Source organism: Geothrix limicola, assembly GCF_030268085.1.
In the GTDB taxonomy this organism is placed as follows: domain Bacteria; phylum Acidobacteriota; class Holophagae; order Holophagales; family Holophagaceae; genus Geothrix; species Geothrix limicola.
On sequence record NZ_BSDE01000005.1, the window covers coordinates 252100 to 271690 of the forward strand.

General features: G+C 66.5%; 18 protein-coding genes and 1 other RNA gene. 9 read left to right on the top strand and 10 right to left on the bottom strand.

Features of this window, described 5'->3' with window-relative positions; all coding sequences use genetic code 11:
- Nucleotides 1-39: 39 nt before the first annotated feature.
- Nucleotides 40-756: a class I SAM-dependent methyltransferase gene (locus QSJ34_RS13785; protein ID WP_285576213.1), complete on the top strand. Its 717-nt coding sequence runs from the start codon at nucleotides 40-42 to the stop codon at nucleotides 754-756.
- On the opposite strand, the gene QSJ34_RS13790 is transcribed toward QSJ34_RS13785, so the two are convergent.
- The 7 genes from QSJ34_RS13790 to recO all read right to left on the bottom strand — a co-directional run bounded on the left by QSJ34_RS13790 (nucleotide 746) and on the right by recO (nucleotide 8214).
- Nucleotides 746-1900 carry an MFS transporter gene (locus tag QSJ34_RS13790; RefSeq protein ID WP_285576215.1) on the bottom strand — a complete coding sequence of 385 codons (1155 nt, stop codon included), beginning with the start codon at nucleotides 1898-1900 and terminating at the stop codon, nucleotides 746-748. The two genes, QSJ34_RS13785 and QSJ34_RS13790, sit on opposite strands and share 11 nt — an antisense overlap.
- Before the next feature lie 51 nt (nucleotides 1901-1951).
- A complete protein-coding gene (locus QSJ34_RS13795; protein WP_285576216.1) occupies nucleotides 1952-2710 on the bottom strand; it encodes a GNAT family N-acetyltransferase in 759 nt (252 codons plus the stop codon).
- 376 nt (nucleotides 2711-3086) lie between these two features.
- Nucleotides 3087-3462: RNase P RNA component class A (rnpB, locus tag QSJ34_RS13800), an RNA gene on the bottom strand.
- A gap of 19 nt (nucleotides 3463-3481) precedes the next feature.
- Nucleotides 3482-3844 (bottom strand): ExbD/TolR family protein, encoded by a 363-nt coding sequence (locus QSJ34_RS13805; RefSeq protein ID WP_285576218.1) that lies wholly within the window; start codon nucleotides 3842-3844, stop codon nucleotides 3482-3484.
- Between the two features lie 7 nt (nucleotides 3845-3851).
- Entirely contained in the window at nucleotides 3852-4610 is a 759-nt protein-coding gene (locus tag QSJ34_RS13810) for an energy transducer TonB (protein WP_285576220.1), read from the bottom strand.
- Nucleotides 4611-4812: 202 nt separating this feature from the next.
- Entirely contained in the window at nucleotides 4813-7359 is a 2547-nt protein-coding gene (locus QSJ34_RS13815; protein WP_285576222.1) for a coiled-coil domain-containing protein, read from the bottom strand.
- 117 nt (nucleotides 7360-7476) lie between these two features.
- The gene (gene recO / locus QSJ34_RS13820; protein WP_285576224.1) at nucleotides 7477-8214 is read right to left on the bottom strand and encodes a DNA repair protein RecO; all 738 of its coding nucleotides are present in this window, start codon (nucleotides 8212-8214) and stop codon (nucleotides 7477-7479) included.
- Between the two features lie 83 nt (nucleotides 8215-8297).
- Here recO and QSJ34_RS13825 point away from each other — a divergent pair, with 83 nt between their 5' ends.
- Both QSJ34_RS13825 and QSJ34_RS13830 read left to right on the top strand, forming a co-directional pair.
- Nucleotides 8298-8747 carry a Spy/CpxP family protein refolding chaperone gene (locus QSJ34_RS13825; protein ID WP_285576226.1) on the top strand — a complete coding sequence of 150 codons (450 nt, stop codon included), beginning with the start codon at nucleotides 8298-8300 and terminating at the stop codon, nucleotides 8745-8747.
- A 28-nt stretch (nucleotides 8748-8775) separates the two neighbouring features.
- On the top strand, nucleotides 8776-10533 hold the full coding sequence (locus QSJ34_RS13830) for a transglutaminase-like domain-containing protein (protein WP_285576228.1): 1758 nt from the start codon (nucleotides 8776-8778) through the stop codon (nucleotides 10531-10533).
- Here the strand turns inward: QSJ34_RS13830 and QSJ34_RS13835 are convergent.
- Nucleotides 10503-10982, bottom strand: a complete 480-nt coding sequence (locus tag QSJ34_RS13835) for a MarR family winged helix-turn-helix transcriptional regulator (RefSeq protein ID WP_285576230.1) — start codon at nucleotides 10980-10982, stop codon at nucleotides 10503-10505. The genes QSJ34_RS13830 and QSJ34_RS13835 overlap by 31 nt on opposite strands.
- A gap of 96 nt (nucleotides 10983-11078) precedes the next feature.
- Here QSJ34_RS13835 and QSJ34_RS13840 point away from each other — a divergent pair, with 96 nt between their 5' ends.
- The 3 genes from QSJ34_RS13840 to QSJ34_RS13850 all read left to right on the top strand — a co-directional run bounded on the left by QSJ34_RS13840 (nucleotide 11079) and on the right by QSJ34_RS13850 (nucleotide 14981).
- The gene (locus QSJ34_RS13840) at nucleotides 11079-13007 is read left to right on the top strand and encodes an ABC-F family ATP-binding cassette domain-containing protein (protein ID WP_285576232.1); all 1929 of its coding nucleotides are present in this window, start codon (nucleotides 11079-11081) and stop codon (nucleotides 13005-13007) included.
- Between the two features lie 80 nt (nucleotides 13008-13087).
- Nucleotides 13088-14086, top strand: a complete 999-nt coding sequence (locus QSJ34_RS13845; protein WP_285576234.1) for a hypothetical protein — start codon at nucleotides 13088-13090, stop codon at nucleotides 14084-14086.
- Nucleotides 14087-14120: 34 nt separating this feature from the next.
- Nucleotides 14121-14981 (top strand): hypothetical protein, encoded by an 861-nt coding sequence (locus QSJ34_RS13850; protein WP_285576236.1) that lies wholly within the window; start codon nucleotides 14121-14123, stop codon nucleotides 14979-14981.
- 62 nt (nucleotides 14982-15043) lie between these two features.
- Here QSJ34_RS13850 and QSJ34_RS13855 read toward each other — a convergent pair whose 3' ends face one another.
- Nucleotides 15044-15712, bottom strand: coding sequence for a hypothetical protein (locus QSJ34_RS13855; protein WP_285576239.1), 669 nt, complete (start codon nucleotides 15710-15712; stop codon nucleotides 15044-15046).
- A gap of 205 nt (nucleotides 15713-15917) precedes the next feature.
- Here QSJ34_RS13855 and QSJ34_RS13860 point away from each other — a divergent pair, with 205 nt between their 5' ends.
- From QSJ34_RS13860 to QSJ34_RS13870, 3 genes are read left to right on the top strand one after another with little or no spacing between them, the layout of a single operon-like run.
- Nucleotides 15918-16670, top strand: a complete 753-nt coding sequence (locus QSJ34_RS13860) for a Smr/MutS family protein (protein WP_285576241.1) — start codon at nucleotides 15918-15920, stop codon at nucleotides 16668-16670.
- 23 nt (nucleotides 16671-16693) lie between these two features.
- Entirely contained in the window at nucleotides 16694-17605 is a 912-nt protein-coding gene (locus QSJ34_RS13865) for a PfkB family carbohydrate kinase (RefSeq protein ID WP_285576242.1), read from the top strand.
- A gap of 33 nt (nucleotides 17606-17638) precedes the next feature.
- Nucleotides 17639-18814 (top strand): LysM peptidoglycan-binding domain-containing protein, encoded by a 1176-nt coding sequence (locus QSJ34_RS13870; RefSeq protein ID WP_285576243.1) that lies wholly within the window; start codon nucleotides 17639-17641, stop codon nucleotides 18812-18814.
- A 51-nt stretch (nucleotides 18815-18865) separates the two neighbouring features.
- Here the strand turns inward: QSJ34_RS13870 and QSJ34_RS13875 are convergent, their stop codons facing one another.
- On the bottom strand, nucleotides 18866-19456 hold the full coding sequence (locus tag QSJ34_RS13875; RefSeq protein WP_285576245.1) for a 16S rRNA (guanine(527)-N(7))-methyltransferase RsmG: 591 nt from the start codon (nucleotides 19454-19456) through the stop codon (nucleotides 18866-18868).
- Nucleotides 19457-19591: the final 135 nt, after the last annotated feature.

Here is a 19591-nt window from a genome sequence, read left to right on the forward strand (position 1 = left end):
GCTTTTCCATCGTCGTCCGCGCTCTGCCACACTTTCCCCATGGACTGGTTCATCCGCGATTTCGATCACCCCGCCTACTTCACCATCTACGCAGACAAGGCGGCGGATGCGGCGCATGAAGGCCCGGCTCTGGCGACTCTGCTGGACCTGCCGCCCGGAAGCCGGGTGCTGGATCTCCCCTGCGGCTGGGGCCGCCTGCATCCCTACCTGCGCGCCAGAGGGCTGAAGGTCGCCGGCGGAGACCTGAGCCCCCTGAACCTGGCCAAGCATCGCGCGATCCATCCCGCGCCCCTGGTGCGCCTGGATTTCCGCGCCCTGCCCTTCCGCGCGGCCTGCACGGATGCCGTCTTCTGCGCCTTCACGAGCTGGGGCTATTTCGCGACCGAGGCCGAGAACCTGCGCCAGCTGACGGAATTCGCCCGGGTGATCCGCCCCGGCGGCGTGCTGCTGCTCGATCTCGCGGGCCGCACCTTCCTTCAGTCCGCGATGGTCGGCGTGGAGGGCGAGTGGATGGAGTTCCCGGAAGAGGGCTACCAGGAACGCGCCATGTGGAATCCCGACGGACGGCGGATCCTCACCGAGCGCGTCTGCCAGGGCGAAGCCTTCTGCCACGACATCTGGATCCCCACCGATGCCGAAGTGCGCGCGTGCCTCGATCAGGCCGGGTTCGACGTGGCCCAGGCCTACGGTGGGCTGGACGGGCGTCCCTGGGATGAACGCGAAGAGCGGTGGATCTACCGGTGCATCAGGCGGTGAATCCCCGCGCCGCGAACAGGTAACCGCCGAAGACCAGGCCACACAACCCCAGAGCCACCGGCAGACCCAGGCCCTGCACCAGGAAGCCTCCTACGAGGGGCCCGATCATCAGGCCCACGGAATAGGCTAGGTTGAGGATGGAAAAGGCCGACGCGAAACTCTGGCTGCCCTGGCGTTCCACCTGGTCCGCCACCGCAGGGCTGCAGGGGCTCATGATGAAGCTCGCCGTGCTGCCCAGGCCCATCATCGCCAGCACCACCCACCAGGGCCCCGGCAACAGCGCCGGCAGGGGCAGCAGCACCAGGGCCAACACCAGGCCCATGCGCAGCACCTTCACGCGGCCGATGCGGTCCGACAGCCGGCCCATGAGTGGCGAGGTGAATGTGTGCGCCAGGGCCGAGGCCGCGAAGCACCATCCAATCTGGGACGCGTTGAGCCCAAGCCGCCCGTCCATGTCCAGCGGCAGGGTGGATTCGAGCAGCGCCCAGAGCCCCGATCCCAGGGCCATGGCGCCTGCAAAGAGACGAATGATGGGATTGGACAGTAGTTGTCGAAAGGGCAGGCGAGGCCCACGCTCCGCTTCCACCTCCGGCAGCAGGAAGGCCCGGCCCAAGGCATCGAGCCCCACCAGACCCGCGCCGAAGAGGAAGGGCGCCGAGGGCCCGGCATGCAGGTCGAGAAATCCCGATAACGGCGGGCCGATGAGCACGCCCAGGTTGGCGGCGGCGAAGGCCGTGCCCATGGCCTTCCCCCGAGATTCCGAAGGGAAGTGGTCCGCCAGCAGGGCCATGCCCGGTAGCCAGGTGGCCGCGCCGGCAATGCCCTGGAAGAACCGGGCCAGCACGAGCAGCCAATACTGCTTCGAGACCGCGAACACGAGGGTCGTGAGGGCCAGGCCCGCCAAACCCCAAAGCATGGGGGCCCGGCGCCCGAACCGGTCCGTGAGGATCGCCACGGGGAAGGTCGCCAGCAGCAGCGCGACGGCGTAGCTTCCGAAGAGGATGCCCACCTTCACGGGATTCAGGCCCAGCTCCCGCGCGTACCGCGGCAGCAGCGGCACGAGCAGGTAGTAGAGGAGCATGTCCACGTGGAAGGCGAGGGCCGTCACGAGCAGGGCGGCGGTCTGGGGCGAAGGGCGGCGCATGCTCCATGGAACCACGTGTCGGAACCATGCGCCGCCTGTGGATTCATCGATTCATCCGCGGGCCATCTCCACCTTGGGATAGGCCGCCCGGAAGCCGCAGCATTCGTAGGAGCGCTGACTGGCCGTTCCCGGAGCCGTGGAGGCGCAGGCGATCTCGGCGCCGCGTGACCGGGCCAGGCCGAGCCGCGCCCGGATGAGCGCCTGCTGGAGCCCCCTGCCCCGAAATCGCGGCAGCACGCTCGTACCCGAAAGCAGGGCGATACCGTCCACTAATCCCAACATGCCCCCACCGGCGGGCTGCCCCTCCATGAAGACGAGGAAGCCCCATGCATCTTCCACCTGGAGGGAGGTCCGGAACGGCGGCTCCAGATCCTGCCAGTCATCGCGTTCGAGGAACCCAGCGCAGACAATCCTGTTGTACAGCTCCGCTTCTCCGGCCCCTGCGATCCGGATCTCCGGAGAAAGGCCGGTGGCGTCCTGATCCGTGAGGGCGCGAGTCCAGAGCTGCTGGAACTGATGCAGCCGGTAGCCACGTTGCGCCAACAGCGACCACCACCCTGGATCGGCGCCAGGGCTCAGTTCCAGCACCGTGGGGACGCCGAGGAAGGCTTCGACGGCGACGAGCTCGGCCTCGTCCACGGGCTCGATAAGTCCCAGGGCCTGATTGAGCGGGTGGGCCTCGCCCCGGAAGTGCGCGAAACCGCCGCCCACGGGTAGGCTGCGGCCTCCCGCGGCCTGATTGAATCGTTCGTTCTGCAACGCCTGGGCCCGCTCAAGGCGGCGCGCCAGGGCCTGGATGTCCTGCGCCATGGTGGCTCCGAAGTGTGTGGTGCATTGGCCTGCCTGGCGGATCGCCAGGATCTCTAACCGCGCGCCCATCCGGACGCGCCCATCCCCGCGCCAAGTCCAGGCGCAAGACAGCAAGGTTGGGTCAGAGACGTCAGAGGCCTACTCGGAGAACGGATCCCAGCCTAACCGAAGACAGCGAGGTGGAACAGCAAGCGGAAGCCCGGGGGTATGCGCGCAGCGCGGAACCCCCGGAGAACATAAGCGCGGCCCCTTCGCGGGGGCCGTGGTGGGAGGCTCCATCTCCGCGCGCCGAAGGCGAGTGGGAGCCGTGCACCGCACGGCGATAGATGGAGGGTAAGCCGGCCCGGCTCCGAACCCAGCGCGGCCCCCTTGCGGGGGCCGTGGTGGATCGGTAAGCCGGGTTCTGTCGTGGAGCGTCATTCCTCTGGGATGGATGTCGCCACCCACCTCGTGCGACCTACCCGCCGACTCGGTCGGGTCAACCCTCGCCGCTTGCGCGGTGCGTCGGCCTATTTGGTCTTGCTCCCTGGGGGGTTTGCCGTGCCCGTCCTGTTGCCAGTCCGGCGGTGGGCTCTTACCCCACCGTTTCGCCCTTACCTGATCCGGTCGTGTTTCCACGGGCCGGCCATCGGCGGTTTGTTTTCTGTTGCACTTTCCGTCGGGTCACCCCGCCCTGGTGTTACCAGGCCCAGCACCCTGTGGAGCCCGGACTTTCCTCTGCCCTCGCGGACAGCGACGCCCTGATCCACAAGGGCCAAGCGTAGCACGGTCCTAGGATGCCCCCGCGGTCACCGCCACCCGGGTATCCGGGCAGCGCCCCTTGATTTCATCCAGCACGCGCGTTGGCGCGCTCAGCGGAAGGTCCGGATGCAGCTTCAGCAGGATGCGCTCTGGACGTTGATTGAGGGCCGCGGCCAGGGAGGCCCCGGGCTGTCCCACTACCTCCAGCCCGCCATCGCCCCTCAGGATCAGGCGCAGCAGAGGCACGGAAGGCCCGCCCTGTCCCTGGCCCGGCAGGGCCGCGGAAAGCACCCGAGGAATCGCCGGAACCAGCGTGATGAAGACGATGAGCAGGACGAGAACGATGTCGACGAGGGGTGTGACGTTGATGTCACTGCGCAGCTTGGTGGCCATCACGTCCTCACCTCAGCGCGAACTTCAGGGTGAGGCGGAAGGCGGCGGCCACGGGACGGCCATCCAGGCGCGCGGGCTCGAAGCGCCACTGGCGGGCGGCCTGCAGGGCCGCTTCATGGAAGGCCGGATGCCCTTCCAGCACCTGCACCTGGATGGGCCGACCACCTTCATCCACCGTCATCAGCAGCACCACGGGCCCCTGGATGCGGGCGCGCCGGGCGAACTCGGGATAGACCGGATCCACCCGGTGCAGCACGGTGAGCCCCACCATCGAGAAATCCTGGACGACGCCCGTGCCGGCCCCCACGGAGGGATTGCCTGGAGGCAGTGCGGGGTTGCCACCGATGGCAGGGTTGGCCAGTCCCGGGATCTCGCCGCTTCGATCGGTGGGCGTACCCGCGGAGGCTTCGTCCGGATCCGCCTGATGCGCCGCGCCAGCATTGACGATCTGTGTGGCATCGCCGCTGCCCATGCCGCCTGTGGCGGCCGTGACGCGCTCCACGGGCCGCGGGAGCTGCAGTCTATCGAACACGACGATCCGGTCGGGCACTGTGGGTTGGACCGGCGGTGCGAGGCTCACCGGTGGCGCGAAGGACGCGATGGTCAGGGCCGAGGCTCCGAGCAGGAGGTAGATCAATCCCGACAGGGCCGCGGCACGCACGCGGTCCGAAGGCGGGGCGGAAGCCGCGACGGCACAGGGTTGAAGGGTGGGCGGCAGGTCCGCGTAGGCAGGCCCCCGGCCGCGCGAGAACGCGACATGAAACATAGGATCTCCTGTGAGTGGCGGTCGCTGGCCTTCTACAGCCCGGCCCCCGCCGCAGGCGGAAGCTGGTTGGTGGCGGTCCCGGGCCCTGGATCACACACCGTCTGGGAAGGTCCAAAGATCGCTTGAAACAGGTATCGGCGAGGCTTCACGTCTGTCAACCCTGGTCGAACGAATTTAACTTCAAAGATATGTCACAGATATCTCACGCATGCCCGTGCAGCGGCAGCGGCATCAGCCAGCCCGCCCGCTGCAGGTCATCGAGAATGGCCCAGGCGGCACGATAGGGATCCCCCGTGCAGCCGCCCAGAACCTCGTCGCGCATGCGTACCTGGTAGGGCACGAGCTCCGGGTGGAAGGCGCCCGCGAGGTGGGCATCCGATTGGAACAACCGCAGCAGCAGGGCATCCGGATGCGCGTGACCGATGTCGACGGCGCAGAGAGCCGCCCCTCCGGGACCTTCGATGGCTCCGGCCTGGATCAGCCGATCGCGCATGGGCCCCAGCACCGCCGGGTCGGCTCCCAGGCCGAGGCAGCGCAACGGCAAGGGCGCGGGCAGCCTCTCTTCCACGCCGCTGTCCCCCAGCCATGGGCTGGGCGGACGAGGTCCCTCATAGGGCAGCCAGGACAGGAAGGATTCATGCGGATCGTGACTGCCGATCCACGCATGGGCCAGGCGCATGCACGGGCTCTGGATCCCCCCGCCCTCGCCGGGTCCCAGCCAGATCAACCCCTGGATCCGCGCCTCGACGGGCGCCGCGTCCCGGTAGGCGTGATCCCACAATTCGGGTTCCAGCATCAGTTCGAGCCTGAGTCCCGCCAGGAATCCCGGCAGGCCCGGATAGGGGTGGGGCAGCCGGATGCGCGCGCCTTCCGGCGAAATGCGCAGATCCAGATCCGGGAAGCAGGCCGAGAGCGCGCTTTCCTTGAGCAGGGCCAGCAGGGCCAAACGGTGGCTTTCCGTTCTCAGGGAAGCCATCAGGCTCAGATCCCAGAAACGGCCCGAGGCGTCGCAGGTCCAGCGTTCCAGGGCCGACGGTTCGGGATTGTGCAGCGCATCCTGTCCGAGCAGAAGGAGCCGCAGGCCCCCATTCGGATCCCGGTGGCCCATGGGCGGCAGGAGTCCACCCCCCTCGCCCACCCTGCGCCGGCGCCGCTGGGCGCGGGCCCAGGCCACGCCATTCCATGTGGATTCAGCCGACTCGGCTTCGTCCAGCAGGTGGGGCAACCCCTCCGAGGTCACCTGCTGATAGGCATCCGCCCTGCGAATGGCCTGATGCCGCGCGAGGATATCCCAGATCTCATCGATGTTCTGCTGGCTGATGCGCGAGAGTCCTTCGCCCACATCCGCCAGGCGCGTCCCGAGCCGGGAAAGGCGTTCCCGTTCGGGGCCGATCTTGGCCTCCACCCCCCACTGCCTCACATGGGCTGATTCCAGCGCCATGGCCCGTTCCCCAACCTCATGCAGGGAAAGCTCCGCGCGCTCGGAGGTCTGGCGCACGTGATCCACCAGGCCCAGGTGGGTTTCCAGGACGCGCTCCAGGTCATAGCCCTGCTGGTCCAGATGCCCGGCGGTCCTCAGCAGGTCGTGCACATCCGAAAGCAGGTTCTGCGTGACCTCCTGCAGATCCCATAGGCCGGCCGTTTCCCGCTCCAGACCCCGCTGATATTCATCCAGCATCCGCTCCAGCCCCGACACGCCTCCGGCCGTCTGGTCCGAAAGGATGCGCAGGCGTCCCCCGATGGCCGACAGTCCCGGACTGCCGCCATCCTGCTGGGCGAGGATGGCCGCGTTCACCGCCAGCAACCCGGTCTGCTGGGCCACATGATCGATGTCCTTCAGGTTGCCCTGCGCTCCGCCAAAGTAGTGGATGCGGGACTGGGCCTCTTCGCGAAACGTGTCGAGCCGCCGCGCCAGGGCCTCCGTCTTGTCGCGGACGCCATCGGCGGTCTGACGCAGACGGCGCAGCCATTCCATCCGCGCCTGGGTACCATCCATGAGCCGGGGCGTGTGGGCCACGAGCCCCTTCACGGACAGCGTCAACCGCGATCCCTGCCGAAGGCCCGCGTCCGCCAGGCGCCCGAGGGCATCTTCCTCCCGGCGCAGCCTCGGAAAGGAATCCTGCAACTCCTCCAACAGGTTTTCGAACTGGTCCAGCCCCGCCCGCAGCTGCTCGAGCGTGCCCTGGAAGGCCTGGCCCTGCAGGCGGAACTGGTCCGCCCTCAGGCGATGGTTCAACTCGATCTGATCGAAGCGCAGGGTGCCCTCGATGGCGGCCTTCAGATCCTGGCCGAGGGACTTCAATCGGGCCCCGCCCTGGGCGCGGATCTCGGCTTCGGCCGCATGGTGCTCCTGGATTGATGCCAGCAGCGTATCCAGCTCCCGCCATTCACGGGAGCTGGCCTGCCGGAGCTCCGCCAGGGCCGTGCGTCCGTTTTGGATGTCTTCGAGGACCGCGTTCATGGCCGCAGCCATCAGCGCGTCCCGCCTCCGCAGACCTTCCGGAACCACCATGGGGTGGCGCTCCCCCTGGAGGATGCGCTGCACCCAATCCAGCAGGGGTCCTTCATGGCCGAGCTCACGGTGCCAGTCCCACCAGCGGAAGATCACCCAGTGGAACCCGGCCGCCGCCATGATGAGCAGGGCCCCTTCGGCCGGCCCGACGGTGGCCCCGTAGCGGAACAGCAGGTAGGCCACGACCCCCAGCAACGGGATCCCGGCCAGATCCCTCGGGATCCTGGATCCCGACACCCATCTCCATAAGGACTTCCCGAGTCCCATCCCTTCAGCTTCGATCATGAAATCCCATCGGACGGTCCCCGTGGCGAGGCAAGAATTAGCGTTCCACCCCATCTTGCCCGCTTGCCTTCAGACGGTCCGCCAGAGCACGTCGTAGCTCTTCAGGCCCCCGCCCAGCTCCTGAAGCAGCCGGGCCCGGAGGAGGGCGGTGACCGCCACCTGGGCTTCGTCGGCCGGGTCCAGGCGGGGCGCGACCTCGGCACCTCCCGTCCTCAGGCGCCTGAGGTACTCGCGGCTTCCCGGAGGAAGGGCCTCCACGGGGTCCGCGGGCGTGCAGGAGGCACAGCACCAGCCTTGCTCCGGGCTGAGCAGGACCAGGGGCGCCACGTCGTTGCCGCAACGGCCGCAGACCCTGGGGTGGGGCAGCAGCCCCATGCAATGGAGCAACCAGTGCTCGGCATAGGCCAGGATGCCGAGGGCGTTGCCGGGGTCGGCTTTCAGGGCCCGCCCGCAGGCGCTGAGCAGACGGTAGAGCCGATCATCCTCCACCCCTTCCCGGGCCACCCGGTCGAAGAGATCCGCCAGGCAGGCCATCACCAGGCTGGATTCCAGATGGCCCAGGGTGAGGGGGCTGAAACTCAGTTCGCAGCGCGTGACCCGCTTCAGGTCGGTGTGTTCTTTCCCGAAGAAGCTCACCTTCACCATGCCCATGGGTTCGAAGGCGGCCACCCACTTGGCCGTGGGTTTCTTCACCCCCTTGGCCACGCCGGACAGTCGCTCGCCGTGTTCGCTCAGAAAGGAAACCACCGCCGCCCCCTCGGCATAGGGCGTGGCTTTCAGGACGATGGCCGAGTAGGTGCGGATCACCCATCTAGTCTGCCCGCATTCAACCGCATGTCCCAATCCGGGTCTCAAGAGGTGAGGCAGAAAACAGCCCATCAGGAGTCGCCATGAAATCCCTGCTCCGCTCCACCCTGATCCTGGCCCTCGCGGCGCTGCCCCTGGCCGCCCAGGGTTACCCCGAAGGCCGCCACCGCGCCCAGCGGATCGCCCGGGTCCTCAACCTGACCGACGTTCAGAAGAACAGCATCAAGACCATCCACGAAAAGCACCGCCCCGACATGCTCGTGCGCCGCGACGCCGTGAGGCAGGCCCAGACCGCCCTCCGAGCCGCCATGCAGGATGCCAGCACCTCCGAAGCCCAGCTGCGCACCCTGCACGACAAGGCTTCCTCGGCCCGGTTCGACATGATGCTGGCCCGCCGCGCCGTGCGCCAGGAGGTCCTGGCGGTGCTCACCCCCGAGCAGCGCGCGAAGGCCGCCGAGCTGCGGACCCGGACTCAGGAACGGATGCGCGACCGCATGCACCATCTGCGCCTGGCCGCAGGCCTGGCCCGCTGATTGGATGGCTCGCCGATAGACTGGGGGGATGCGCGCATCCCCCCTTTTCCTGCTCCTGCTCACGGGCCTTTCCCTGCTGGGTCAGACGGCTGAAACCCACACCTTCCGTCAATGGCTGGGTGGCCAGGAAGTGGGCGGTTCCAGCACGGAGACCACGCAGCGCGGAACCACCCGCGAGATCGCCACCCGCGAATGGATGGTGCTCTCCCGCCTGGGTCAGGAGATCCGCCAGGAGATCCGGCAGAGCGCGCAGAAGGCGCCCGATGGCCGTCTCACCTTCACCTGGCGCCTGCAGCTCTCCGCTGAACCTTTCGAGGGAAGGGCCGAGTGGTCCCCCCGGGATCCCGACGGTCTCTCCATCCAGCCGGCGAACGGTCCCGCGGTGCGCAAGACCGTGCCGACGGGCGCCATCCTTTGGCCCGAGGAGCTGGATGCCAAGTTGATGGAAGCCGCGAGAACGCGGCGATCCGTTCAGGCCGTCACCTTCTCCTTTCCCATCCAGCAGTGGAGCTCCATCGAGCTGGAGCCCAAGGGCGCCGCGCCCCTGCCCGGATTCCCCGATGCCGTGCGATTCGCCGGACAGGAGAGCGAAGGCGCGGCCACGGCCACGGTCGAAGTCTGGATCTCCCCCACCGCCGGGGAACTGCGCCACCGCACGGAGCTGGGCGGCCTGGAAGTCCTGACGCAAAGGTCTGAACTGCCCGCACCCGTGCCTTCGAAGGAGGCAGGCGCCGGATTCTTCGAACAGACGCTCCAGAAGCTGCCACCCCATCCCTTTCAGCCCTGGATGCCCGAATGGACCCTGCGCGCCGAGGGGGCCCGGCCGGAGCTTCCCGAGGATGCCCAGCAGAGCCAGGTCGCCAAGGGCCGCTGGCGTTTCAAGCGGGCCGCGCCACCCACAGCATCCGAAGCGGCCCAGCCTCCGGTGACGGGAATACCGGGCACCGACGAGGCCCGCTTCCTGGCCCCGACGCCCCTCGTGCCCTTTCGGGATCCGGCCTTCGACGGGCTCCTCCGCCGCCTGGGCCTGCCGCCGGGTCTGTCGCGCTGGGACATCGCCCGGCGGGTGAACGCTTTCGTCTTCGACTGGATCACCGAGAAGGATTTCACCGTCGGTTTCGCCTCGGCCCTGGAGGTCGCCCACCATCCGCGGGGCGACTGCACGGAGCACGGCGTGCTGGCGGTGGCCCTGCTCCGGCGCCTGGGCGTACCCGCCCGCGGCGTCACGGGCTGGGTGGGCCTCGGCGAGATGCTCGGCCTTCATTTCTGGGTGGAGGTGCGCCTGCGGGATCGCTGGGTGCCCATCGATCCCACCTTCGACCAGGCACCGGCCTCCGCCCTGCGCATCAAGTTGGGCGACACGGATCTGGCCGATCTGGGAAGCGTGGGCTGGGACACCGCCGCCACAGCGCTTTCGGGTGTGCAGTGGATCCTGGACCAGGAAGCGCCCCTTCACATCCAAGGCGACGTGGTGTCAGGCCCTGGGGGCCTCCGCCTGCGGGCCAGGGACGGCCGCTGGAGCCTGCATCAGGGCGTGCTGCAGCTGCGCCGCGCCTCGGGCGGCCCCTGGCGCCTACAGGCCGTCACACGACCCAGCGAGGCCCAGCTCAAGGGCGCCTCGCACCTCGCCGGTCCGCGCACCCTCCGCCAGGGTTGGTGGCAACCGGGCTCCCGCCTCTTGTGGATGGACCTCGGCGAAGGCCGGTGGGTCCAGCTGGAAGATGTGTCCGAATCCGAAGCCTACGATCTGCTGGATCAGCTGGCGACGCCTGCAGGAACGTCCTGACAGACTTCCTGCTGGACGCAATGCTCGCGCAGCCGCTCCAGGCTGTGGCCCATGGCCAGGCATTCGTCCTCGCTGCAGCAGCTGGTGAGGCGCGTGGCCATGGCCTGAACGGGCTCGTCCAGCCGTTCCATGAGGCGGCGTCCCTTGGGTGTGAGCACCACTCGACTCACGCGGCGGTCCTTGGGATCGGCCACGCGCTTGAGCAGGCCCTGCACTTCCAGCCGGTCCACCAGGCGCGTCACGTTGGCGAAGCGGTAGATCATGCGCCGTTCGATCTCGTAGATCGGGTGCCCTTTGACGGGGCCGCCGCGCACGATGCGCAGCACGTTGTACTGCTGGATCGTCAGGCCATGGTTTTCGAACAACCGCTCCTGCACACGCACGACGGCTTCGCGCGTCAGCATGAGCTGCAGCATGAGCTGCACGCCCGGCGCGGGTAACTTGGACATTTGGAGTTCTTCCTGAAGGGTCATGGGAGCCTCGGATGACTTTCGGGGCAAGGATCAACCCATCCATGGGATTCTGGAAGGTCCGAGGAGCCATTCTTGCCGTCCATCGCCCTGAGTTTGATCAATGTCACGAAACGTTATGGCGCGACAGCCATCTTGGATGGACTGAGTTTCGGTCTCTTTCAGGGCGAGAAGGTCGGCCTCATCGGCCGCAACGGCGCAGGGAAAAGCACGCTTTTCCGTCTGCTCACCGGCGACGAGATTCCCGATTCAGGCGAGGTCGTCATCACCCAGGGCCTGCGCATCGCCCGGCTCAGCCAGGAGCCGCACTTCACGCCGGGTGCCAGCGTGCGTCAGGCCCTCGAAGCCGCCCTGGCGGATCATGCGGCCCTGCTGGCACGGCATCAGGAGATCCACGATCGGCTTCACGGCTCGAACGCCGAGGCCGAGGCGCGCCTCTTTGACGAACTGCAAACCATCGAACACCTCCTCGATCACTGGGGCTGGGACCTCAGCCCGCGCCTCAAGGCCGCCGCCACGGTCTGGGGCCTGGCGGATCTCGATGTGGAGGTGGAATCGCTTTCCGGTGGATGGCGCAAGCGCGTGGCCCTGGCCCAGGCTTGGCTCAAGGAACCGGACGTGCTCGTGCTGGACGAGCCCACCAACCACCTCGACCCCGAACAGGTGGAACGCCTTGAAGCCTGGCTGCAGGGATATGAAGGCGCCCTCCTCCTCATCACCCATGACCGCCACCTGCTGGATGCCGTGGTCACGCGGATGCTGGAGCTGGAGGACGGCGCACTGCGCAGCTACGAGGGCGGCTACAGCGACTACCTGCTCGAGAAATCCGATCGCGAATTCCGCGAGGCCCGCCTGACGGAACACATGCAGAATCGGTTGCGCCGGGAGATGGCATGGCTGCGCCGCGGCGCCAAGGCCCGCACCCGCAAATCCAAGCTCCGCATCCAGGAGGTGCTGGACCTCAAGGGCAGCGTGGAGGACCGCACGCGCCTGGAGGTCCGCCAGGGACTGACCTTCGCGAAGGGCGGCAACCGCAGCGATGCGCTGATCCGCGCCGAGGGCCTGCACTTCGCCTACCCCGGCGGCGCGGAACTGATGGGCAACCTGGATCTCAGCCTCCAGCGCGGCATGCGCATCGCCCTGCTGGGGCCCAACGGCTGCGGGAAATCCACCCTCTTGAAGGTGCTGCTCGGCGAATTGGAGCCCACCGCCGGCGAGGTGGTCCGCCATCCCAAATTCGCCGTCACCGCCATTTCCCAGGGACGGGGCGAACTGGACGGCGCGCGCACGATCCTCGACAACCTCGCGGATCGCGCGGCCATCGTCGATACGGGCAACGGCACCGTGCTCGCTCACGTCTACCTCACGCGGTTCGGCTTCCCCGTGGATCAGCAGAACCGCCCGGCCTCGACCCTCAGCGGCGGCGAGCGCAATCGCCTGCTCCTGGCCAAGGCCATGCTCAGTCCCGCGGACCTGCTGGTGCTGGACGAACCCACCAACGATCTGGACATCCCCACCCTCCAGAACCTCGAAGAGGCCCTGATCGGCTTCGGCGGCACCCTCGTCCTCGTGAGCCACGACCGATTCTTCCTCGACCAGGTGGCCACCCACACCCTGGCCTGGAACGGAACCGGGTCGCCCCGATGGGAACTCTACGAAGGACCGCCCTCCACTGTGGGAAGCCTCCGCGAGGCCCGCGCCCAGACCGCGCAACCGACAAAGGCCGAGCCGACCAAGGGGGCCACCCGCGCTGAAACGCCCAAACCGCGGAAGCCCGGACTCTCCCAGAAGGAGCAGCGCCGGCTCGCCGAAGTCGAGCAGGCCCTGGCCGACCTTCACGCACGCATCGCCGGGCAGGACGCCATCCTGGCGGATCCCGCCGCCTTCCTCCGCTCCGACAGCCCGGGGCATCTGGCCATGCGGGAGCGGGAGGCCCATCAGACCGAGCTGGATCTCCTGGAACTGGAATGGCTTGAACTCGAAGAGAAAAGGACCGGTGATTGATCCGGTCACAATTCGGCAAGGGGCCATCCCCCTCCCTGGCCTTTTCGCTACCCTGGAGCCTTGACCTTTCTGGAGTGCCCATGCGCCCGATGCCCTTCATGCTCTTTTCCGCCGTGGCCCTGGTTGCCCAGGCGCCCGCGAACGTCGACCTCGCCCAGAGGTTCAATCAGGAACTTCCCGGCATCACCCAGATGCTGAAGGAGCTCAAGGCCCAGGAAGCCCTCACCAAGGTCCAGGCACTGATCCCGGCCGAGCGCCCCGTCTTCGACGCCTCTTCGCCTAAGGCCATTGGCCAGAGCCTGGACAACGCCCAGGGCCTGATGTCCTTGTACCGCCTCTACGCCAATGTGGCTGCCGAGGCAGGCCAGTGGGAAAAGGCCACTGAGATCCACGAGAAGCGCGCCCAGGCCGCCCGCGCCACCCTGGCCGACCTCGACAAGGCCCAAGCTCCTATTGTCGCCCAGTGGAAGAAGGCGTCCGAGGATTCGGCGGCCTACATCGCCAAGAACACGCCTCGCCAGCAGGAGCTGCAGCTCTTCCTGCAGACCCTGAAGGATGACGTGGCGGCCGTGAACTCCAAGCAGAAGAAGCTCGAAGCCAAAGAGATGGACGAACTCAAGGCGCGCATCGCCCAGGCCCCGGCCAACGAGCAGGAACTCGCCCAGATCAACGCGGCCCTGCCCGTGCACAAGCAGAACCTGGCCAATGCCCCCAAGGTCACCAAGACACTGGGCGACAACCGCAAGGAAGTCGAAGGCATGATCAAGTCCGCTGACGAGGCCGTCACCAAGGCCAAGAAGACCGTGGCAGATCAGAATCAGGAGATCACCGACTTCAACACGCAGCAGACGATCAAGAAGGTGAAGGTCGTTGGAAAGAAGAACTGGGTGGATGCCGTGATGCGGGCCCCTGAAAACATCACCAAGCTCGGCACCCCTCAGGCCCAGGTGGCTTTCCTGAACCGCCTACTGGTGCTGGACCCCGGCAACAAGCTCGCCCAGAAGGCCCTGGACAACCTGCTGGCTGGCAAGGATGCCTTTGCCAAGCCCGCAAAAAAGGGCGGCGCGAAAAAGAAGTAGGATCATTCCATTCCCGAATGACTGAAGGAGCCTCATGACCCGCTTCGGATTCCTGCTTGCCTGCGCCCTGGTCACCAGCCTCGGCGCCCAGAGCCTCACCGACCGCTTCAAGGAAGTCCGCGGCCCCTGGGAACTCCAGCTGGAGCGGGGAGAGGCCACTACCGTCCGCAAGGGCGTAGAGGCCCTGCTCGGCCGCGAGGGGCTCACGGTGAACCCATCCGACTACAACGACATGCATGCCCTCGTGGCACTGCGCGGCCTGGCTGCGCGCGCCTGTCTTGCGGAGGGCAGCTGGGAAGAAGCCATCGCGCACTTCCAGAAGGCCCAGTCGGCCGCCGAGGAGAACCTCGCCACCGCCGAACCCTTCCTCGCCAAGACGCGGATGGAGCATGAGCTGAAGCTCAAGGAATGCCGGGAGGCCGTCACCAAGCAGGCCCCCCGTCTCAAGGAACTCGAAGAGGCTCCCGGGCTTTCCCAGGAGCAGATGAAAATCCGCCAGCAGCTGAAGATCTTCATGGACGAGCAGCAGGCGGCCATCACGCACAGCGAGCGGTCCCTGAAGGACATCGAAAGCATCCTCGTCCGGCTGCGCCAGGCCAAGGAAACGACCGCCAAGACTGCGGCCGACTGGCAGGCCTTCCTCGTCACCGAGAAGGCCGAGATCTCCGAAGCCGGCGGAACCGCACCCTTCGTGGCCGCCAAGCTCGAGCAGGTGAAGGCCAACGACACGCACCCGAAACAGGAACGCCTCATCTACGCGCGCCGGCTGCAGAAGCTCGATCCGACCAACAAGGATGTCGTCCGCTTCCTTACTCTCCTGCTGGGCAAGGAGGACGAACCCGAGCCCGTGAAGCCGAAGAAGAAGGCGAAGGCGGCCCCCAAGAAGAAAGCCTGATCAAGGTCCCACCCCATCAGAAACGGCCCCTCGCGGGGCCGTTTCTGTCGTGGCAGGCCTGCTTAGAACACGAATCCAAACCCCAGCTTCACGTAGTCGGAACTGGGAGGATCTCCGGCGTCGACGTTGTTCCCCGTGAGGGTCTTGTGGAAGGTGCCTTCGAGGGTGAAACGCATTCCCGAATCGTACCCGAAGCTGTGGCCGAGACCGACCGTGCCGCCCAGGCGGCTCTTGTGCGTGGTGTCCACCGGATAGTCGTTGTAGTAACCGTAGGTGATGTCGCCATAGCTGCGGTCGAACTGCTCGAAATCCGCCGAGAGCCCCACGACGAAGTAGAGGCCGCGGTGACGGAAGGCCGTGCCGTTGGGGAAGATCTGCAGGTCGCCACCCACGTTGAACTCGGAATGCCTCAGGTTGATGGTGTCTTCCCCGTAGGCGCGGTTCGTGCCGCTCTCGGAGGAGCCGCCCAGGTTCAACCGGATCGCAAGGTTGCGATCCACGGGGAAGCTGACCGTGAAACTCCCCCCAAGGCCCACATCGTAGGTTTCCTTCTGGGGAGGAATGATGCGGCCTGCGCTGGTGCTGAAGTACTCGGGGTAGGTCTTGCTGGCGAATTCCCCGGTCGGGGCCAGGAGGTTCAGGCTAAAGCCCAGATGCGGTGTCTGGGCCATGAGGGCGGGCCCTGAAGCCAGGATCAGGGGCAGTGCGAACAGGGATGCGGAGCGGCGCATGGGGCCTCCAGGTTGGATGATGGGGATACGAGCGAAGGGTGTGCCAGCTTACGCCAAACGCCGTCAATCCTTGGATCCGCGAGGAAAGTCCAGGGTTGAAGCCGGACAACCCGCGGCGTTTTGCCTCAGTTTATGTGTGGGATTGCAACGGCGGGCTTTGGGCATCGCCGCGGATGGCCTACTCTGGACAAGACGAGGATGGTTCATGGCCTGGAAGCAGGATCTGGCAAAACTGAAACAGCAATTGGATCCGGAGCCCGCCGCGGCCCCCAAGCCACCCCCCAAACCAGCGCCGAAACCGGCCACGCCGGTGGTGCTGGATGACGAAGACGCGGTCTTCCTGTCCGCCATGGGCCTGAAGCGCAGCGCACCAAAGCCGGCCCAGGCCGCGAGCCTGCCTGCAGCTCAGGGACCGATATCCGAAGCTCCAGCCGCGGTTGAACCGACGGCCCCGGAGACTTTCCAGGAAGCCCTCAAGGATCTGAAGGGCCTCAAGCCGCTGTCGAAGGGCCTTCCGGATCGCGCGGCGTCTACCCCTGCCCGCGCCGTCGCTGTCCCCAAGCCCTCGCCGGCCCCGGTACCCGTGCCCGTGCAGGCATCCAAGCCCGCGACCCCCACGCTCCCTGAGCCTGAATCTTCGGCTCATCCTGTCGTGCCCCTGCGCTTCCAGCTGGCCGCCGGGATGGCCATCGAGGTGGACGCCTCCCTCGATCTCCGGGGACATTCTCTCGCCGATGCCATTGAACGATTGAAGGATCGCCTGGGGGACGGCTTGGTCCTCGGCTGGCGCAGCCTCCAGGTGACCCTCGGACCGGACCCGACCCTACACGAAGGTCTGCTCGCCCTGCTGGCCTCTGGACAGGCGCCGATGGTGGCCCGCTACGCCCAGGCCCCGGTGCCCATGGGCGGAACCCAGGCCTGGTTGCTGTATTTCGGACCGCCGCCCGCCCAGCCCTGATTTTCGAACATGGAGCCCTGAATATGAGTCTTCTGGTAGTCGGAAGCGTGGCCTTCGATGACCTCGAAACCCCCTTCGGCACGAGAGAGCACGCCCTCGGCGGATCAGCCACCTACTTCTCGCTGAGCGCAAGCCGGTTTCATCCCGTGCGGATCGTGGCCGTGGTCGGAGAGGATTTCGGCCCCGAGCAGATGCGCGTCTTCGATCAGCGCCCCATCGACCTTTCCGGCCTTTCCAAGGTGAAGGGTCTGAGCTTCCACTGGAAGGGCGCCTACGGCTATGACCTGAACGAGGCCAAGACCCTCGCGACGGATCTGAACGTGTTCGCGGACTTCAAGCCGGACCTTCCTCCCACCTACAGGGAATCGCCCTACCTCTTCCTCGGAAACATCGACCCCACCCTCCAGCTCGATGTCGTGCGCCAGATGACCACGCGTCCCAAGTGGATCGCCCTGGACACGATGAACTACTGGATTCGCGGGGCGCGCCCCGCCCTGGAGGCCGTGCTGAAGGAGGTCGACATCCTCCTGGTCAACGATGCGGAAGTGCGCGAACTGACCCAGGAACACAGCCTCATCAAGGCCTACCGGAAGATCCAGGCCCTCGGTCCCAGGATCCTGGTGGTGAAGCGCGGCGAATACGGCGTGGCCCTCTTCACCCCGGAAGGCATCTTCGCCGCGCCGGCCTATCCGCTCGAGAACGTGTTCGATCCCACGGGCGCAGGAGACACCTTCGCGGGTGGTTTCCTGGGCTACCTGGCCTGGATCGAGCGCATGGATGTGACGGCTTTGAAGCACGCCACGTTGGTGGGTTCGGTCATGGCCAGTTTCACCGTGGAGCAGTTCTCTACGGAACGGCTGGAGCAGATCAGCCAGGATGAAGTTCGCAACCGACTGTCATTATTTTCAGATATGATTCGCGTCGAAGATCTATAATCACCGCTATCCAATCCTGACTGGGGGTTCCTGATGCACCAGCCCACTCGCCTGCATGTCGGCCGGATGCCCCACTTTGCGGTGGCATCTGGGCTCTTCGCAGCACTGGCGCTCGCGGTACCTGGCCTGAAGGCCCAGGAAACGACTTCCGCCGAGGCCCTGAAAGTCGAGGCCCATACGTCCAAATGGGACTATCCCAAGGAACTCAAGGTTCCCGAAGGATCCAGGACCCATCTGGTCCAGAAGGGCGACACCCTCTGGGATCTGGCTGGAAAATATCTTGGCAATCCCTACGCCTGGCCCCAGATCTGGGAACTGAACCAATGGGTGAAGGATCCTCACTGGATCTACCCAGGGGATCCCCTCGTCATCGACCTGGCCCGGGCCGTGGCCACGGCGGGTTCGGTGCCCGAGGCCGTCACCAACCTGCAGCCCGATCAGCAGCGCCGAATCGATTCCTCGGTCGTTCGCCGTCCCGAGCTTGGATTCTCCTTCCAGGACTTCATCCAACTTCCCTTCTTCGCCCCCCAGGGCGCCGAAGCCTACTACAAGAGCCAGGGCGCCTTCACCATCACCTCGAACAAGCGTGAAGACCGCCAGTATCTCGGCGAAGGCGAAGTGGTCTATCTCAACGGAGGTGTTGACCAGGGCGTGAAGGTCAATGACCGCTTCCTCATCCTGAAGACCGTGGCCCGCAAGCAGATGCATCCCACCGTTGCCAAGAAGGCGCTGGGTGACGTGATCCAGCAGGTGGGCGTCGTGCGCGTGATCACGACTCAGTCCAAGGGGTCGGTGGCCATCATCGAACGCTCCCTTGATGCCGTGGAAATCGGGGATCATCTGGTGAAGTTCATCGAGCCCGCGAACATCCCCACCCAGCTGCGGACGGACACCGCCGAGCCTGTCAAGATCGCCCCGAACGCCGGCGTGGTGGTCTACACCCGCGATGCCAAGCTTCATGCGGGCGGCGGGGACATGGTCCTCATCGACCGCGGGGCCAACGACGGCCTCAAGGTCGGCGAAGTGCTCCTGGTGTCCCGCCTCCGGAACTACCCCGTGGGCTCGGACACCGACAAGCATCCGTCCACGGAAAGCACCACCTACTACCTCGGGCAGGCGCTCGTCGTGAGGACGGACGCCCAGACCGCCACCTGCCGCGTGCTTCGCTCCACGGAGGAAATCCGCAGCGGAGACACGGTTACGCCCTGATCGGCACCGTAGCCAAACAAGGGCCCCCATCCGGGGGCTTTTGTTTGGTCCTCAGGCGCCGGGTGAATCCGGCTTGAGCGCCACCACCACCCGCTGGCCCCGTGTCGGCAATGAATAGGGGTGGGGTGTGGCCGTCCATCCGGAGGGAACGCGCTCTTCGGCCCAGTCCGGCCCCTTCAGCGCGAAGAAGGGGCTTCCAGGCCGCCCGTGCCGAGCCCACCAGCCCAGCAGCATGTCAAGGGAACCCAGAGCTTTGGCCGTGCCCCAGTCGGCCTCCAGGGCCGGAAGGTCCTCCATGCGTCCGTGAAGCGGTTTCAGGTTGGGAATGGACAGTTCCAAAGCCACCTGACGCAGGAAGGCCATCTTCTTGCTGGAGGCGTCCACACCGAACACCTCCAGGTCGGGCCGTGCCAGGGCCAGCACCACGGCCGGAGAGCCCATGCCCGTGCCGAGATCGGCCACTCTCGAACCCGGCGGCAGTGGGGCGAGAAAAGGAAGCAGAGCCGCCGCATCCTGAAGCAGCTCTTCCCGACGTGCCCCGGGAGGCAGGGCCGTCAGGGCGTGGGTCCGGTTCCATTTGTCCAGGAGGACCAGGTACCGGCCCAGGGCGGGATTGAGTTCGGAAGGAAGGCGAGGCTCCATCCATCCAGAATGGCAGGGCCGCCCCTTTCAGACCTGCATTTCCTTCATGTGCAATGCTTGTCTTTTTATTTTCAACACTTCAAGCATATATTGAATAACTATAAATTCACCCTGAATCTATCGGCTTCACGTCGA

Excerpts from the sequence above, each read along its gene's own strand:
- QSJ34_RS13785 (WP_285576213.1), top strand. The coding sequence starts at position 40 with ATGGACTGGTTCATCCGCGATTTCGATCACCCCGCCTACTTCACCATC.
- QSJ34_RS13790 (WP_285576215.1), bottom strand. The coding sequence starts at position 1,900 with ATGCGCCGCCCTTCGCCCCAGACCGCCGCCCTGCTCGTGACGGCCCTC.
- QSJ34_RS13795 (WP_285576216.1), bottom strand. The coding sequence starts at position 2,710 with ATGGCGCAGGACATCCAGGCCCTGGCGCGCCGCCTTGAGCGGGCCCAG.
- QSJ34_RS13805 (WP_285576218.1), bottom strand. The coding sequence starts at position 3,844 with ATGGCCACCAAGCTGCGCAGTGACATCAACGTCACACCCCTCGTCGAC.
- QSJ34_RS13810 (WP_285576220.1), bottom strand. The coding sequence starts at position 4,610 with ATGTTTCATGTCGCGTTCTCGCGCGGCCGGGGGCCTGCCTACGCGGAC.
- QSJ34_RS13825 (WP_285576226.1), top strand. The coding sequence starts at position 8,298 with ATGAAATCCCTGCTCCGCTCCACCCTGATCCTGGCCCTCGCGGCGCTG.
- QSJ34_RS13830 (WP_285576228.1), top strand. The coding sequence starts at position 8,776 with ATGCGCGCATCCCCCCTTTTCCTGCTCCTGCTCACGGGCCTTTCCCTG.
- QSJ34_RS13835 (WP_285576230.1), bottom strand. The coding sequence starts at position 10,982 with ATGTCCAAGTTACCCGCGCCGGGCGTGCAGCTCATGCTGCAGCTCATG.
- QSJ34_RS13845 (WP_285576234.1), top strand. The coding sequence starts at position 13,088 with ATGCGCCCGATGCCCTTCATGCTCTTTTCCGCCGTGGCCCTGGTTGCC.
- QSJ34_RS13850 (WP_285576236.1), top strand. The coding sequence starts at position 14,121 with ATGACCCGCTTCGGATTCCTGCTTGCCTGCGCCCTGGTCACCAGCCTC.
- QSJ34_RS13855 (WP_285576239.1), bottom strand. The coding sequence starts at position 15,712 with ATGCGCCGCTCCGCATCCCTGTTCGCACTGCCCCTGATCCTGGCTTCA.
- QSJ34_RS13860 (WP_285576241.1), top strand. The coding sequence starts at position 15,918 with ATGGCCTGGAAGCAGGATCTGGCAAAACTGAAACAGCAATTGGATCCG.
- QSJ34_RS13865 (WP_285576242.1), top strand. The coding sequence starts at position 16,694 with ATGAGTCTTCTGGTAGTCGGAAGCGTGGCCTTCGATGACCTCGAAACC.
- QSJ34_RS13870 (WP_285576243.1), top strand. The coding sequence starts at position 17,639 with ATGCACCAGCCCACTCGCCTGCATGTCGGCCGGATGCCCCACTTTGCG.
- QSJ34_RS13875 (WP_285576245.1), bottom strand. The coding sequence starts at position 19,456 with ATGGAGCCTCGCCTTCCTTCCGAACTCAATCCCGCCCTGGGCCGGTAC.